Below are 15,146 nucleotides of genomic sequence, written 5' to 3'. Positions count from 1 at the left end.
TGGGGGCGGTAACCGGAGAGCAGCAGAATGCCGGGCGGTTTATTCAGCGCTGGAATCAGCTTCTCGACCAAACACGCCAGCGTGTCGCGACGATCCCGAAGAGTAACTGGCCGGGGGTGGTGTTTGAAAATCATGCCGGGATGACAGGCATGAACTGTTGTTCAGTATTTGGCCGTGACAGTTTTGGAGAATTCATACCCGAAGCGGGCGGGCGTAATCTGATGGCGGACAAGGTGCCGCCGCAGGGAGCCGATATCAGTCCTGAGCTGCTGATTGTGGCGCGACCGGATGTGTATCTGATGAGCGGGGCCGACTGGAGCAGGCGCGGAGGCACATCTCAGGCAGTACCTCTGGGCTATGAAGCGACACGATCCAGTACCTTACCAAAGCTCGAAAAGCTGATGCAGCGGGACAGTATCAGTGTGCTGCCCGTAGCAAAATCTGGCCGCGTGATGGCGATTTATCACCAGTTTTACGACAGTCCCTTTAACGTTGTGGCGCTGGAGGCAATGGCTAAGTTGTTTCATCCGCAGCAATTCACTGATGTCGATCCTCAAGCGGATTTAGAATCGCTGTATCGCGATTTTACCGGAATGCCTTACAGCGGACTTTTTTACGTCCAGCCATGATAAAAGAGCCCGCTCTGATGAACGGCACTCTTCAGAACGATCAGAACTTCAGACTGACACCCGCCGTGACAGAACGTCCCGGGGCTGGCTGACGTCCCCACGGGCTGGTATCCACGCCGCGGAACCAGTAATCGCGGTTAAAGATGTTATTGACTCCCACGTAGCCGTTAAGCACGGTGCGGCCTGATTTATACAGGTCGCGGCTCACCTGCGCATTCCATACCCAGTAAGACGGCATCTGGCCAACCGAGCCGGTGCTGTTCTCCTGCACCGTGTTGGCGGCGTCCGCGTAGGACTTACTGAAGTAGTAGCTTGACAGCGAGAAGGTGGTATCGCGCCAGTCGTAGCTGCCATCCAGCGTCAGCTGAGTGCGGGAGGCGTAAGGCACGTCTTTACCGCGGTTCACGCCGTTACGCTGCTCTGCCTGCAGGTAGGCATAGCCCGCATGCAGTTTCAGGCCTTCCACCGCTTCCGGGCTCCAGAATCCTTCCAGCTCGACACCCTGATGGCGGGTACGACCAATGTTGAGGTAGCTGTCAGACACACTGTCGTAGGAAATCTGATCTTTATAGTCGATACGATAAAGGCCTGCATGCAGGCTGACGTTATCAGTCGGGGTATAACGCACGCCGCTTTCATAGTTCCAGGCCAGCTCAGAACTGACGTCGCCGCCTTTAACAATCTGCGTTACCTGCGCCGGACGCAGGCTTTTTTGCATATCCGCATACAGGAACCACTGTGGTGTCAGCTGGTAACCGACGGTCAGACCCGGCAGCCACTGTGTATCAGGCGCGGAGGTGCGTATCCCGGTTTTTTTATCGGTGTATTTTTCACTGACGTTTTCATAACGCATGCCGGGGGTGATGGTTAAAGTGTCACTGAAGAGCTTAACGGCGTTACTGATGTACCCGGCCCAGGCTTTGTCATCGAAGTCCCAGTCACGAGTGACGGCGGTGGTGCCGGTTGCCAGCGTGCGCTGGCGCACCTGATAGTCCACTTTCTCACTGACAAAGCGACCGCCGACAATCCACTGCTGGTTTACGTTGTCACCATTGATGTCCATGCTGATGCGCGGCTCTGTTCCCCAGACCTTAAAGCTGCGCGGGGAGTTCTGCACAATATCGGCGGGCAGGGCCGGATTAAAGTTCTGACCGGCTACTTTGCTCATGCCAACGTGGAAATCACGGTCTGACTCATGACCGAAGAACATCCAGTTGAATTCGGCGTTATCAATAAAGCCCAGTGATCCCAGCTGCTGGTTATAAACTGCACTGTAACGTTTGGTGTGACCGTCGTAATCATCCCAGGGACGGGTGCTCTGATGACGGTCGTGATTATAGTCGGCGGTTGAAAGGGCGCCTGCGAGATCCGCGTGAGCGTCGTAATACTGGTAAGAGAGGTTTAATGTGGTGTCTTCGTTAATATTCCACAGGCCACGCACGCGGAAGTTCTGAACTTTACTGTCGCTGTGCTCACGGAATGAGCTGCCTTTCACCTGATTGGCTTCGACCTGCAATCCAAAATCATCATTTAACATGCCGCCAGTACGCAGGTAGGTATCCCACAGATTGCGTCCCTTGCCGTAAAACGTGGCGCGCTCAGCAATTTCATTCTCCCACTTCAAAGGGATAGGTTTGCTTATGAGGTTGATGACGCCGCCAACGTTGTTTGGGCCGTATTGCACTGCTGCACCGCCGCGAACCACGTCAATGCGATCGATGGTTGAGAAGGTCACCGGGAACAGTGACATGCCTTCCTGTCCGTAAGGGGCTAACACCAGTGGAATGCCGTCCTCAAGGATCTGTGCGCGACCGCTTCGGCTGTCATATAAACCACGCACCGCAATCTGTGGCAAAACACCGGTGCCGGTTTCATCCTGAATTTTGACACCCGGCACGCGCTGCAGCGCATCATCGAGGGTGCGGTTAGCGCCTTTTTCTAATTGATCGTTGCTGATAACCGTGCGGCTGCCTGCCCAGGTTTTAACCTCTTCAGCGCGGGAATCGCCCAGAATATTTCCGGATACGGTCATCGTCTGATCTGCAGCGTAACTGTACTTAGCGGCCAAAATCACGGTCAAAGCTGTGGCAATCTTAGTGCGTTTCATTTTCAACCCTGAATAAAATGTAAGATTTAAGTAATGATTCTGATAAACATTATCATTATCAATAAAGGCTTAACATTCCTTAATCTGCGTAAATCTATGTCAAGGCATTATTTTCAGGGCAGTTTTGTAAAGAGGTAAGGTTAGTCCCTATGCAAACGTGGAGTAAAAATCCAGAAGGGGAGCGGTGTATAGAGGCGCTGATTGTTCACCGATTGCTGGTATCAAATCAATGTTCGAAATTTATGATAATGATGTTTAATTAAATTGAAGAAATCCTTAGGTGTGATTCTCCATTTTCGCCCTTAAGTGAGAAAATGCCTCCATGTGGTTCGCCGTCGCTTGTCGAGTCAAAAGCTGAATGTGGGAATAGCTATCAGCAACGTTTATCCTTGCAATGGTTGGAGGAGTTGAATACGTTTAAACTTGAAGTCACCTGAACGGATAGCCGGACGGCCTCGCAAACAAGCAACTGTGTTGCTACTGGTTTAGTAAAAGGCATAAATAACGTGCGGGGGTAACTTCTGAAATAATCCTCGGTTTAATTTTATATAGCTCCGCTCCAGTTACATTTTATTCTGCCGATACTCATCACTGACAATCAATCATACTGATATCTCTGATGAAAATTTCCACCCGCCTTTGTACTGGCTTCGGCCTGCTTATCCTGCTTTTTATCATCTGTACCGGCATAGCGCTCAGCGCACTCAGCAGGGCCAGCGATGGCATGGATGATGCCGTCAACGTTAAAATGAAGAAGTATCAGATTGCACTGGACATGCGTGGTGGCCTGCGGGATATGGCTATTGCGGTACGCAATATGGCGTTACTGACTGATCCGGAGACTATGAAACCTGAGTGGGATCGTCTGCAGAAACAAAAAGCGCTATATATTGAAAACCGGAAAGCTCTGGAGGGAGTGATGAAAATGGAACCACTCCACAGAGCCGCGAGATATTAAGCCACATTTTACAGGCAGAAGGTTCTGCACTCGCTTCGCTGGAGCAGGCCGGAAAGCTGGGACTGGCTAATCTGGCGCAGGAGGCTACTGCTTACCTGATGAACGTCACGCGTCCTGCGCAAAGCACCCTGCTTGATGCGCTGAACGACATGACGCAGATACAGATGAAAAATACACAATCCGCCGTTGAGCAGAACAGTCAGGCAGCTGATCGGGCTTCATTAACCCTAGTACTGATGGCTGCCGCGTCACTTGTTGTGGCAACAGTTACCTGCGTGTTTACCATTCGCGTGCTTATGCGACAGCTGGGCGGGGAGCCTGCGCAGGCGCAGGTGCTTGCAGCGGCAATCGCAGCGGGCGACCTTACAAGTCCGGTCATTCTACGTCGTAATGACACGAGCAGCCTGCTGGCTTCGCTGGACGGCATGCAGGCAAACCTGCGGGGCCTTGTGTCGCAGATAAAAGATTCCTCCGCCTCAGTGGCGCTGGCCGCGGATGAAATTTCTCAGGGTAATACTGAACTCTCTTCGCGTACCGAACAGCAGGCTGCGGCACTGCAGGAAACGGCCGCCAGTATGGAGCAGCTGACCGCTACAGTAAAAAATAACTCAGCGGGAGCCCGGCAGACCGCCGATTTAGCCCGCGAAACGGCATTACTTGCCCGTACGGGTGAAGCTGAAGTGCAGCACATGTCGGAAACCATGAATGCCATTTCACTGAGCGCAACGAAGGTGCGGGACATCACCGCCGTGATTGAGAGTATCGCCTTCCAGACAAACATTCTGGCCCTAAACGCGGCAGTTGAAGCCGCGCGTGCCGAAGAAGAGGGGCGCGGCTTTGCCGTGGTGGCCGGAGAGGTCAGGACGCTTGCACAGCGCAGTGCGATGGCCGCCCGCGATATAAAGCAGCTGATTGAACAGGCTGTGGAGCAGGTAGAGAGTGGCGTGAAGGTTGCGGCAGGTACCGGCCACAGCATTCTGAAGAGTGTGGGTATGGTAGGCGAGTTGGCGGAAGCCATGGATAACATTTCGCTGGCTTCATCCGAGCAGATGCAGGGTATCTCTCAGGTCAGCATTGCCGTCAGTCAGATGGACGGGGTGACCCAGAATAACGCCGCGCTGGTTGAGGAATCCTCGTCTGCCTCACAGTCACTGTCTGAGCAGGCACACGCTTTACGCGGAATGGTCGAGGCCTTCAGGGTCTAAGGCCTGTGAGAAGAGGGCGGCTGTATTGAACCGGATTCACTGCTGCCGTTCTCACGTGAGCACACGCCCCTGAGTGGCGCACAGGCTGTACGTCAGGTGCAAAAACAATCACTTCGAGGTCCGGAAACGCATGCATGAAAAGTACCGGCGCATTACAGAAATCAAAGCGCAAACGGATCAGTTGCTTACGCAACTGAGTGAGGGCGAATATCGTTCTCTGGACGTGTGGGCCAACAACCTGACGCATCTGAAGCTGGCTTTTGGTACGTTCAGCCCCTTCATGAGTGACCCCGTCTTCCTGGCCTGGCTGAAACAGCATGACGCCGTGATGGTATCGGAGATAGCCATGACCGGCAGAGCGCTGATGGCGCTGCAGAACTTTTTCAGAGTGGCATCAAAACAGTTCGGATGACATTCGTCTCAGAACCGGACTGAGTTTTTAATTCACTAAATTGGCGGGGGTGGCATGAAATGATCCTCCCAGTACATCCCGCTTTTGACCATGGCGTTCAGGATGGTCAGCAGCTTACGCATGCAGGCAACCAGCGCCACCTTTTTCGCCTTACCCGCTTCGACTAACCTGACATAAAAGGCCCTGATAACCGGGTTAAACTGAATGGCGGTTATTACCGCCATGTAAAGCGTGCACCGCACGCCGGCCCTTCCGCCAAAAATCGTTCGTTTTCCCCGCATTTTTCCTGAGTCCCTGTTAACGGGGGCGACACCGACAAGCGCGCTGATTTCCCTGCGGGTCAGGGTGCCCAGCTCCGGCAGTTCGGCCAGCAGGGTGGCGGCAGTAATTTCCGCCACGTCCTTCACGCTGGCCAGCTGGCGGGCCTGATCGCGGAAATGCTGCCGCACCTGACGATTCATCATGCGCGTCACAAGAGCAAGCTCTGCCTCGAGGGCCGTCATGATCCGACTGATACTTTCACGGCCATCGGGGTGGGAGGGATAAAGCCGGTTGCGTTCCGCAACCAGCATCTGATTGAGCTGACGGCGTCTTACGACCAGTGCCGTAAGTGCCTTTCTGGCCGCGTCCGGCATCAGCCGGATATACCGGTTACGATCAGGATGGCTGTTAATCACGCGTGCAAGCTGCGCCAGCATAGTGGCATCCAGCCGGTCCGTTTTCGCCAGATGCCCCCATGGCTCGGGCAAAATCGCGTGCCTGTCGCGGGTTGATAATAACCACGTCAAAGCCTTCTGACTGCAGACGCGCTGCTATCTGCGTCTCCAGGCCTCCAATGGCCTCCATCAGAATCAAAGAAATATTTAGTCCGCTGATTTTGTTAGTAATTACCTCAAAACCTGCAGTGTCATTACTGACGGTGAAAGGAATAATCTCCTCTGTAGAAGCCACGTCCAGCGTGGCCTTTGCCACATCAATACCAATGCACTGCAAATCCGGCTGACTCATGGTGCCCCTCCTTACGATACGAATTTAGGTTCAGACAACTGTCCGGGCTAATGATGAGTGGCTCAGTCCGTGCGCACTCGCTTGTTTACGGGCTCTTGCGCCCCGGAAGCTTCACCTGCTGCACGGACCTCGCCAGACCTGCAAAGTCAGTTTAGATATTTCCCGACATATAAGGGAGCTGTCGCCGGACTGCTTGTATGTTGAGCAAGCCTCATTAAACTGGCAAAACGATGCTGCTGCACGACCGGACTGCTGGGTTAACAAGCCCGAGGGTGAGCTGTACAGCGCAGCATTTTTTCAGCACCAGCCCGAACAACTGCCTGGGCGGTTAATTCCAGCCCGAATTTTGCAAGATTGGGAGAACTGAAATGAACACAAGAGTCGTTGTAGGTGTCGATATAGCCAAGAGCAGCTTTGACGTGTGTGTCAGTGGATGTTCTGGCACTTATCATTTTAAGAATTCTGCTAAAGGTTTTGATGAGTTGCTGGATTTAGTCAGCAGCCGCGAAATCAGCTCATTCGTGGTTGAAGCAACAGGTAACTACCACAAAGCACTTGTAGAAGTAATGGAAATGCATGGTTTCCATGTTGTAGTTGTTAATCCGCGCCTGATAAAGAACTTCAGTCGCGCATTGGGGCTTCGGTCAAAACCGACGTACAGGACGCCAAGCTAATCTGTGAATACGGTATACGTATGGAACCGCCGGTCAGAGAGAAGCCTGATAAGGAACTGTTGAAGCTTAAAGCAATGGTCACTCGCCGGCGTCAGCTTGTTGCTAATCGCACAATGGAGACGAACCGCCTTGAAGCATAGACAGAGCAAGAAATTTAGACCGATATACGTCGCCACATTCAGTGGCTGACTTCAGAAATAAAGCGTATCGATGAAGCCCTCGCTATAAGGCTCGGAAAAATCGCCGTACTGAAAGATAAAGTGGAGCTGCTCCGAGATGTTAAAGGGGTAGGGCCGGTCGTCATGGCGGCATTACTCACTCAGGTACCTGAACTGGGATCGCTTGATCGCCGTAAGATAAGTGCTCTTATCGGACTATGTCCTTACTCCAGAGATAGTGGAAGTTTCAGCGGGCGCAGGATGATATGGGGCGGTCGATCTGATATCCGTTCTATGTTGTATATGGCTGTACTTTCGGCTGTTCACTATAGCCCGGAAATTAAAGCTTTTTATGAAAACCTGACCGCAAGAGGCAAATTTTTCAAAGTTGCTATGACCGCATGTATGCGGAAGCTGATAACCATTATAAATGCGATAAGCCGGGATGGTGAGAAAAAGCAGAGCTTAGTGGTCCCGAACTGCGACAGGAATATGTCCCTTATTAAAAATTGAAATTGTAAAGATATGATTGCAACTACAATTGGGAGTTGGGGTTAACGGCCGCTCAGTGCCAAAAGCGAAAGTAGCATATGAACTTGTATGTTAAAACCGACTGTATATTCTCCTGAATTTTGGGATTCAATACTCTCAAACCGGCATGTCAGACCGTTGTCAGGTCACTGTCGGGTTATGATCGTGGTCGTGCAGGATTGTCTGGGCAACACTGTGCACTGACCACTTTCCATTTGGAGACATAATATGAGTAATACAAACAAATTTAGATCGCGGCGTCTTGCGCGAGCATGGTCCCAGGAACAGCTTGCTGAACTGTCCGGACTGAGTGTGCGCACGGTGCAGCGTATTGAGAATGGCGATCAACCCAGCCTGGAAACACTGAGCGCCCTTGCAACTGTATTTGAGGTGAGCGTTGTGGATCTTTCTGGCTCTGATGCGCATGGCGATAACGCGCTCGACCAGAGAATTGCCGAAGCGAAGAGCAATCTCGCAGAGGAAGGCCGTTTTTACCGGTCGGTTGTTACCGCTTTCGTTGTTTGTACGCACTGCTTGTTCTTAACCACTTTACGGCCCCGGCCAGCGTATGGTCATTGTGGGTATCGGGGATCTGGTTTGCACTGCTGGCTATTCGTGGCATGAGGACGTTTGTTTTTCGCGGGCTGATTAGCCGCTGGCAACAGAAGCGGTTGCGGCAGATGCTGCGGCGATAACCGCGATTCGCAACAGCAGTCATCTGTTAAATTTTCAGGGAAAAATCAGTATGAACCTGACCACCTGCCACAGCAGCCAGACGCCCAGCAGGATCTGTATCGTCCGGACAGCCCATCTTGGATAGCGCCATGAGTGCCGTTCGCGTTCATCAGCCTCCGCTATAGCCGGATCTGCATTCTGCTTTCTTTTATTCGGCCTAAAATCCAGCCAGATGGACGCTATCGCCGCTAATCCGGCGAAAATTTTAAGCGCCAAGTGTTCGTCCATCTCAGATCTCCATTCTATGTGGTTAACGGGGAGAATAAGACACAACATATCTGAACTGGCCTGATCCCGTAAAGCCGGTATAAAGCTTTTGGACGATTAGTATATCTGTCTGAGTTGTACTGACAGCCGTAGAGTCTGATTTTTCGAATGAGGAGATCCAGATGAGTAAATATTTCCTGGCCTGTTTTTTCGCACTGTGCGCTTTTTCTGTGAGTGCCGGTCATGGAGGCACTGGCGGTAATGGTGGGGCCGGCGGTTATATGGGAAAGAAGGGGGCAGACGGCGCTGACGGTGGGAACGGTTCGGATGGCGGCAGCTCGAATAACACCCCCGGGGGGCCTGGTTGTCCGGGCGGCACAGACTCTGATATGGATGGTAAATTTTATCTTCCAGGTACAAAACAGGAATGTAATCCGGGCAAAAAGGACCTGATTAAAACACATCAGCCGATTGTTGTCGGAGTTTGATTTGCACAAGAGATGTTATTTTTAAAATGATGAAAATATTTAGCAGTCATCAATAAACGTCTGCTGTTGGCTGTGAGTTAAAACGGAGGATGTAATGCACTGGATGAATCGCTTTGCAGGTAACTCAGCCATTTACTGCTTTACCGAACAGACTATTGTGGCATGGTCCCACCATTTATTTTTATTAACTCTGATCGCCTCTACATTAAAATGCGCTTTTTGTACTTCATTAGTTAAATTTGAAAGCGGCATCAGGGTTCGCCACGGTCGACCTCCTTTTAGCAAATGATGTCTGACTGGATCATAGGCACCCATGTCTTCGGAATAACGAGGAGTTCCGCACATAGAGCTGATCACAAATAGCCCCCCCGGGGGCGAGCAGTCTCCTTACCTCTGCAAAAAAGAGTTTACGTGTGTCATCTATCAGACAATGCAAACAACTGCCATCGATAATCAGTTCAAACTTTGAGGCCTCACATTGGCTGAGATTGCAGACATCGCCGACAAGAAATTTAGCGGTGAGTCCGGCCTGCTGAAAACGATTTTCTGCCCACCAGATAGCCGTTTCTGACCAGTCGATCCCCCAGACAGAATACCCCAGCTCAGCAAGGGACTGCGCTGCCATTGCTCCATTCCCACATCCCATCTCAAGCACCGGCGTACCCGGCTGGGGCAAATACTGGTGTGTGTCAAGCCACTTGAATATTTTCTCCTGCTGCTTTTTGGCTCTGAGATAACCATCTCCAGCCCAGGCTTCAGCGCCATTTGCATGAAGTTGCCTGTAATGTTTCTCATAGGGGTTCATGCCAGAGATACCTTTCCAATAATATTCACTCCACTTTATACGTCATCGCCGCCTTTCAGGAATAGCGTCCCCATCGCTCACAGTGAACATTTGTCTGTTAATACAACTGTGCTTCTATACCGCGTTCTGATTGACATTAAACACAACTGCTCATCCGTTCTCACTCGCCTCAGCGTGCTTACTCCCGTCGCGCCTCCGCTCATGCTTCGCGTCATCGCTGTGCGTAATCCCGCCTCGGGCTCGCTTGCGCTGCGGTTTCCTGCGGTGCTCATGAACACTCCGCTTTTCGCCGGTCTGTCATTCAGTCACGGCACAGGCCGGTATGGTTTACCACCCTGACTGCGGAGATTTCTGATGAAGACTGCCACCCCTGCTTTTGAGTCCGCGCGCGTCCCTGACGGCTACGTGCGCCTGCGTTTCCTGCCCGCGCTGTTCGGTGACGATTTTATGCGCGCCGAAAACAACGTGTACCTGTACGCCGATCGTTACCTGAGGGAGTACGACGGCGGCGCGTGGGACTTCGCGCTGCTGCCGTCCGGCGGTGGCTTTATGAAGCCCGCAGCGGAGGAAACCTGGCGTTTCGTTAATATGGCAAACCACAGCGATGTGCGCCTGAGCAGCGAGGCGGCGGGCCTCGTTATCACTTCACTGGTGCTGAACCACCGCAGCTGGATGTATGACCGCCATGATGACACGGAGCTGTGCGCGCTGTACTGCCGCCGCCACCGACAGCTGACCGACTACGCCTTTGCCCACCCCGAAGCCGCCGCGATTTTTGCCGCGCTGGAGCAGGTGCTGCGCGTGGCCTGGGATTTCATGCGGCTTGAGGATCCTCAGGGCAGAGAAGGTTACGCGGCGAACCTGTGGCAATCAGAGCATGAAGCTCTCAGAAAAGTCGGTGAAGCGCTGACAGACCCGGGGGAAGGGATGCCCGGAATTAAAAAAAGCCCCACAATCTGGGGCACTTCTGAATAAAACCGGAACGTCGCGAACGGCTTTAGTTTCGTCCTGAAACGAGGAAGAAAATGCAACAATGAGGTTTGTGTCGTGTTGAATTATAGCACTTTTTTTTGCTCTATCAGCCGTCGCATGAACGGGCGCAAAAAAAACAGCCGCCGGGGTGGCTGCCTCGTGAAACGCGCCTTCAGCGCCGTTCACGGTGACTGCCGGCAACCTGAAAATCAATTTATCAGGAGAAAATAAGAGTATTTTTAGCCGTTTATTCCGCCGCTAAATTGCATTGTGCAGTCAGTCAGGCACCGCCGCTATTCGTCCGAATTTCGCTGCCAGCCTGTTATTCCCCCTGAAAAAACGAACGTTTTCAACGTCAAAACTCCACTCAGAAGCCACGAAAACTTCCGGGACATGGCCACCTTCGGCTTCCCGGCAAGCCGGGTCGTCGAGCCCTACTGCGCTAACCGGCATAGCCGGTAAGCTCCGCCTGATCGCAAAGGGCCGCGTTCCGGGCCTGACGGCCAGGGTCTGATGGCTGAGGTCAACCCCTGCAGCGGGCGGGCGCCCGCGCGTTCACTGGCCACATAAAGACGTGGCCGCTGAAGCCCGGACCGGCGGAGCCGTCCGGGGTGTGTTCGTGCTCATCTCCCCTCCGGCTGCGCATGTTCCGGCCAGCCCGTTGCGGAGGGCTTTTCGTAGCACCGCCGGTTCGTGCAGAAAGGGGTGAAATGCACGCCGGTAAAAACTTTTTGCCAGGTGCCGCAAAAACTTTTTGCCGTCGCCCCTTTATGCCCTCTCTTCGTCGATGCTCCTTTGCCCTTCGCCGCAACGAACTCACCGAAACATGGTTTCAGCAACCGAAAACAGGAGAACCAGCATGAACACACAGAACGTCAAAACCGCCGCTGCCGAATCTACCGAAACACGGGTGAAGGGCGAGGATAACAGCGACCTGAGCCCGGCTGAATTTTCGGATCTGTACAGCTGGATCCGCGCAAACGGTGAGTTTACCGGCGTGGCGGGCGTGCACTGGGCGCGATTTGCCGACATGACGCTGATTGAGGAGCCCACCTCTGAGCCTGAAGCCCTGAAGATTTACGTCCGGAACGGGTATCCCGTTGCCGTCCAGGAATATGACACCGGATTTGTTATTGTCCGCGAATACTACGACGCCGGGCAGTGAGCCCGGTTACAGAATTTATTTTTTTCACTCTCATTTATTTAAGGAATATTACTATGGTCCGTTTATCAACCCGCTACGCTGCTCCCGTTTCCGTCCGTAAAAACAACCCGCTGAGCAATGAAGAATTAATGCGCGTCGTGCCGAGTGCATTTTCCGAAGAGAAACACGATTCGCGCTCAGATCGTTACACTTATATCCCTACCATTACGTTGCTGGATAAACTGCGTGAAGAAGGGTTTGAACCTTTTTATGCCAGTCAGTCGCGCGTGCGCGATCCTGAGCGTCGTGAGTTTACCAAGCACATGATCCGCCTGCGCCGTGGAAATAATAACGGCGGCGAAGAGGTGCCCGAAATCGTATTACTGAACAGCCATGACGGCTCCAGCAGTTATAAAATGATCCCCGGTATTTTCCGGAAGGTGTGCAGTAATGGTCTGGTGTGCTGGAAATCGTTCGGTGAAATCAGCGTGCCGCATAAAGGGGATATTGTGTCGCAGGTTATCGAAGGCGCTTATGAGGTGCTGGGCGTGTTCGGTAAGGTGGAAAATAATATCGGTACCATGAAAGCGATTCAGGTTAACAGCGAAGAACGCCGCCTGCTGGGGCAGCTGGCGCTGGAGTATAAATATGACGGGAAAGAGCCGCCGGTATCCGCTGAGCGAATTATTCAGCCGCGCGCCTGGTATGACAAAGGCACAGACCTGTGGACCGCATTTAATATCGTGCAGGAGAATCTGATTAAGGGCGGCGTCTCCGGCAGAACGGCGAAGGGGAAAAGAACCACCACACGACCGGTAACCGGCATTGATGGCGATATTAAGCTGAATCAGGCGCTGTGGAAAATGGCGGAGGAGTTTGCAAAGCTGAAATCATAACGGTCAGCCCCGGCAGCCGGGGCTATTTTGAAACTGTGTTAACGTCCGCGCTGAGAAAGCTTTCCGGCGCGGACGTTTTTTTATTCTGCTGTGACATCGCGGCGTACACCTCATCGCGGGCGATCAGCACGCGGTAAATACTTTTGATGATGGCCGCATATTCACGTCGCTGTTTTATCAGCTTCGGACTGGGTCCGGTGTTATACATCCCGACGCTGTCCCAGTTTCTGCCGTACTGCCTGAAGTTACGGGCCTCGATCCATGCGCCGGTGTAAATACAGATGCAGGGATCTTTGAGTAACCTTTCCCGCGTAATATTAAAGCTTTTCAGCTGATTAAAGTGAGAGCTGTTGATCTGCATATTACACACGTCATGAGTTCCGCCGCTGCTTTTCGTATTCAGGGCGTTATTACGCATGCGCGACTCCTGTATTGAATGCGCCATCAGCAGGCGCGGATCAATACCAAAATCCTGGCCGGCTTTTGTAAAACACATTTCGGGTGCGGCCTGTGCGCTGAATACAGCAGCAAGGCCGAGAACAGCAAACCATTTCATTCTGATAATCTCACGTGCATGCGCATAAAGCGCCAGGCGGGTTGGTGTGAAAAATACGCGCTCAGATCATCCCTGGCAAGATAATTCGTTACAGGCGCGCACGATGCGCTGACGGGGTTCTGATTAACTTCGTCACGGATATAAAGAATTCAGGAAGATAGCGTTATTTAACAAGCCGCTTTTGAGGGGTAAGATTTCATCACACCCCACGCAAGATGTTATCTTGCAGTTTAGTGTCTTAAAAACATATGCTTAGAATGTGTTCTGAGCTGTATTTAGCGAGTATGAATTAAATTGTGTGCTGATTGACACACTTTTCAGTGCCGGATTGTGTGTCAGTACAGTGCCTGATTGTGTGTTAGTGCGGTGCCTGATTGTGTGCTAATGCAGTGCCGCTTGGTGTGTCAATCCGGCACTGCAAACGGCACTGTAGTGTGTGTTAATTGTGGTTATATAATTTAATCAATAATTTATATTATAACTGGTGTGGCATAGTGCCGGATTAACACACATCAAAACATGCCACAGTGCCGGATTGACACACATCAAAAGCAGCCATAGTGCCGGATTAACACACATTAAAATCAGCCATAGTGCCGGGTTAACACACATTAAAATCAGCCATAGTGCCGGATTGACACACATAAAAATATGCCACAGTGCCGGATTCACACACCTTCCGGATAAATTAAACAGTGCCGGATTGACACACACTGAAGCCGGTGTAAATAATACGGTAAACGAGATTATACCGGAATGCAGTCGTTCAGGATTGCTCCCTGATTAAAATACTTAAAATTAAACATACCCGGCAGGATTAAAATAATCCCGGATCACAAGGAATACCCGCATGGCGCGCAGGAACATCTACTTTAAAGAAAAAACGGAAAGGGAAGTGCAGGAGCTAGTGCAGATTGAACTGCAAAATGGTGCCAGTCACGGTGAGGTTAACTTTTCCTCCGTTGTGAATGAACTCGTCGGCATCGGTCTGATGGTGAAAAAACACCAGGGCGAGGGGAATAAATTCGACGCGGAAGAATTTAACCGGGATTTAATACGCCGCGTGGCGGGCACCCGTGAGGGAACCAGCATCATGATGGCCATGCTCACTGAAATGTATCTGCATCTGCGCGGGGAGTCCGGTCCGCAGGCGCTGGAAGAGATAATTGACCAGAACCTGACAGGAATGAGCACGGCTGAAGATAAAGCCGAGAGCAAACACTTTATTCTGGAAGAGTGACACTTTCTGCATAAGGATTTAAATCCGGTAGCGTAACGCTACCGGAATATGCACCATCCGCTGCTCAGGATACTGTGTACCCTGCCTAGTGAGCCTGACCCAACTGCAAAGGGTATTTAATTTCCTGAGCTTTCTCTGATTCATTCACTCCGTAACCCTGATTATTCGATAAAATAAAAGGCCATGGTTTTTTCAGGTGAGGGTGAAGAGTGTGGTGACTTACTCTTTAAGGCTGGAAATTTCAGTGCGTTGACGTTGAGTCTCAGTATGCCATTTTGCTTGTCAGTGATTTCAGACAAAGCTTGTGGATAACAGTATCTTTACTCAGGAATGTTAAACTTATTCACTTCCTCATGACCCAATAAATTTATCATAATCTTATTTTCCATAGCCGCCGTGCGTGAATGCTCCCGCTGCGGCG

At 51.7% G+C, this 15,146-nt stretch carries 12 protein-coding genes and 5 pseudogenes; 12 read left to right on the top strand and 5 right to left on the bottom strand.

The window, feature by feature from the left end:
* Positions 1 to 629, top strand: a pseudogene (locus FT726_RS22805) (iron transporter); the annotation flags it as partial.
* A 40-nt stretch (positions 630 to 669) separates the two neighbouring features.
* Here FT726_RS22805 and FT726_RS22800 read toward each other — a convergent pair.
* Positions 670 to 2,661: a TonB-dependent siderophore receptor gene (locus tag FT726_RS22800; RefSeq protein ID WP_346303490.1), complete on the bottom strand. Its 1,992-nt coding sequence runs from the start codon at positions 2,659 to 2,661 to the stop codon at positions 670 to 672.
* Positions 2,662 to 3,355: 694 nt separating this feature from the next.
* On the opposite strand from FT726_RS22800, the pseudogene FT726_RS22795 reads away from it, so the two are divergent.
* A pseudogene (locus FT726_RS22795) lies at positions 3,356 to 4,899 on the top strand (methyl-accepting chemotaxis protein).
* 130 nt (positions 4,900 to 5,029) lie between these two features.
* Positions 5,030 to 5,311: a hypothetical protein gene (locus tag FT726_RS22790; protein ID WP_034828063.1), complete on the top strand. Its 282-nt coding sequence runs from the start codon at positions 5,030 to 5,032 to the stop codon at positions 5,309 to 5,311.
* Between the two features lie 35 nt (positions 5,312 to 5,346).
* On the opposite strand, the pseudogene FT726_RS22785 reads toward FT726_RS22790, so the two are convergent.
* Positions 5,347 to 6,319, bottom strand: a pseudogene (locus FT726_RS22785) (IS110 family transposase).
* A gap of 368 nt (positions 6,320 to 6,687) precedes the next feature.
* Between FT726_RS22785 and FT726_RS22780 the strand changes: the two are divergent.
* The 4 genes and pseudogenes from FT726_RS22780 to FT726_RS22765 all read left to right on the top strand — a co-directional run bounded on the left by FT726_RS22780 (position 6,688) and on the right by FT726_RS22765 (position 8,377).
* The gene (locus FT726_RS22780) at positions 6,688 to 6,993 is read left to right on the top strand and encodes a transposase (protein ID WP_255464811.1); all 306 of its coding nucleotides are present in this window, start codon (positions 6,688 to 6,690) and stop codon (positions 6,991 to 6,993) included.
* Positions 6,994 to 7,013: 20 nt separating this feature from the next.
* Positions 7,014 to 7,133, top strand: a complete 120-nt coding sequence (locus tag FT726_RS22775; protein WP_255464809.1) for a hypothetical protein — start codon at positions 7,014 to 7,016, stop codon at positions 7,131 to 7,133.
* Between the two features lie 162 nt (positions 7,134 to 7,295).
* Positions 7,296 to 7,664 carry a transposase gene (locus FT726_RS22770; RefSeq protein WP_346303489.1) on the top strand — a complete coding sequence of 123 codons (369 nt, stop codon included), beginning with the start codon at positions 7,296 to 7,298 and terminating at the stop codon, positions 7,662 to 7,664.
* Positions 7,665 to 7,910: 246 nt separating this feature from the next.
* Positions 7,911 to 8,377, top strand: a pseudogene (locus tag FT726_RS22765) (helix-turn-helix domain-containing protein).
* Positions 8,378 to 8,411: 34 nt separating this feature from the next.
* Here FT726_RS22765 and FT726_RS22760 read toward each other — a convergent pair.
* Complete coding sequence (locus FT726_RS22760; protein ID WP_034828061.1) at positions 8,412 to 8,645, bottom strand: hypothetical protein; 234 nt, start codon at positions 8,643 to 8,645, stop codon at positions 8,412 to 8,414.
* A gap of 161 nt (positions 8,646 to 8,806) precedes the next feature.
* Between FT726_RS22760 and FT726_RS22755 the strand changes: the two genes are divergently transcribed.
* Entirely contained in the window at positions 8,807 to 9,112 is a 306-nt protein-coding gene (locus tag FT726_RS22755; protein WP_052127529.1) for a hypothetical protein, read from the top strand.
* A 132-nt stretch (positions 9,113 to 9,244) separates the two neighbouring features.
* On the opposite strand, the pseudogene FT726_RS22750 reads toward FT726_RS22755, so the two are convergent.
* Positions 9,245 to 9,917: pseudogene (locus tag FT726_RS22750) on the bottom strand (class I SAM-dependent methyltransferase).
* A gap of 354 nt (positions 9,918 to 10,271) precedes the next feature.
* Here FT726_RS22750 and FT726_RS22745 point away from each other — a divergent pair.
* The 3 genes from FT726_RS22745 to FT726_RS22735 all read left to right on the top strand — a co-directional run bounded on the left by FT726_RS22745 (position 10,272) and on the right by FT726_RS22735 (position 12,929).
* Positions 10,272 to 10,892 carry an antirestriction protein gene (locus FT726_RS22745; protein WP_080748185.1) on the top strand — a complete coding sequence of 207 codons (621 nt, stop codon included), beginning with the start codon at positions 10,272 to 10,274 and terminating at the stop codon, positions 10,890 to 10,892.
* An 856-nt stretch (positions 10,893 to 11,748) separates the two neighbouring features.
* Positions 11,749 to 12,054, top strand: coding sequence for a hypothetical protein (locus FT726_RS22740; RefSeq protein WP_346303488.1), 306 nt, complete (start codon positions 11,749 to 11,751; stop codon positions 12,052 to 12,054).
* Positions 12,055 to 12,107: 53 nt separating this feature from the next.
* Complete coding sequence (locus FT726_RS22735) at positions 12,108 to 12,929, top strand: DUF932 domain-containing protein (RefSeq protein WP_346303487.1); 822 nt, start codon at positions 12,108 to 12,110, stop codon at positions 12,927 to 12,929.
* Positions 12,930 to 12,951: 22 nt separating this feature from the next.
* Here the strand turns inward: FT726_RS22735 and FT726_RS22730 are convergent, their stop codons facing one another.
* Positions 12,952 to 13,485, bottom strand: coding sequence for a lytic transglycosylase domain-containing protein (locus FT726_RS22730; protein ID WP_346303486.1), 534 nt, complete (start codon positions 13,483 to 13,485; stop codon positions 12,952 to 12,954).
* 850 nt (positions 13,486 to 14,335) lie between these two features.
* Here FT726_RS22730 and FT726_RS22725 point away from each other — a divergent pair.
* The gene (locus FT726_RS22725; protein ID WP_034830575.1) at positions 14,336 to 14,725 is read left to right on the top strand and encodes a relaxosome protein TraM; all 390 of its coding nucleotides are present in this window, start codon (positions 14,336 to 14,338) and stop codon (positions 14,723 to 14,725) included.
* Positions 14,726 to 15,146: the final 421 nt, after the last annotated feature.

The organism is Pantoea sp. Morm, assembly GCF_016643525.1.
In the GTDB taxonomy this organism is placed as follows: Bacteria; Pseudomonadota; Gammaproteobacteria; order Enterobacterales; family Enterobacteriaceae; genus Pantoea; species Pantoea dispersa.
Note: the sequence above shows the minus strand (reverse complement) of the source record. Positions and strands in the feature narration are given on the sequence as shown.

Coding starts and splice junctions, on each gene's coding strand:
- FT726_RS22800 (WP_346303490.1), bottom strand. CDS start 2,661: ATGACCGTATCCGGAAATATTCTGGGCGATTCCCGCGCTGAAGAGGTT.
- FT726_RS22725 (WP_034830575.1), top strand. CDS start 14,336: ATGGCGCGCAGGAACATCTACTTTAAAGAAAAAACGGAAAGGGAAGTG.
- FT726_RS22745 (WP_080748185.1), top strand. CDS start 10,272: ATGAAGACTGCCACCCCTGCTTTTGAGTCCGCGCGCGTCCCTGACGGC.
- FT726_RS22790 (WP_034828063.1), top strand. CDS start 5,030: ATGCATGAAAAGTACCGGCGCATTACAGAAATCAAAGCGCAAACGGAT.
- FT726_RS22740 (WP_346303488.1), top strand. CDS start 11,749: ATGAACACACAGAACGTCAAAACCGCCGCTGCCGAATCTACCGAAACA.
- FT726_RS22760 (WP_034828061.1), bottom strand. CDS start 8,645: ATGGACGAACACTTGGCGCTTAAAATTTTCGCCGGATTAGCGGCGATA.
- FT726_RS22775 (WP_255464809.1), top strand. CDS start 7,014: ATGGAACCGCCGGTCAGAGAGAAGCCTGATAAGGAACTGTTGAAGCTT.
- FT726_RS22770 (WP_346303489.1), top strand. CDS start 7,296: ATGGCGGCATTACTCACTCAGGTACCTGAACTGGGATCGCTTGATCGC.
- FT726_RS22735 (WP_346303487.1), top strand. CDS start 12,108: ATGGTCCGTTTATCAACCCGCTACGCTGCTCCCGTTTCCGTCCGTAAA.
- FT726_RS22730 (WP_346303486.1), bottom strand. CDS start 13,485: ATGAAATGGTTTGCTGTTCTCGGCCTTGCTGCTGTATTCAGCGCACAG.
- FT726_RS22755 (WP_052127529.1), top strand. CDS start 8,807: ATGAGTAAATATTTCCTGGCCTGTTTTTTCGCACTGTGCGCTTTTTCT.
- FT726_RS22780 (WP_255464811.1), top strand. CDS start 6,688: ATGAACACAAGAGTCGTTGTAGGTGTCGATATAGCCAAGAGCAGCTTT.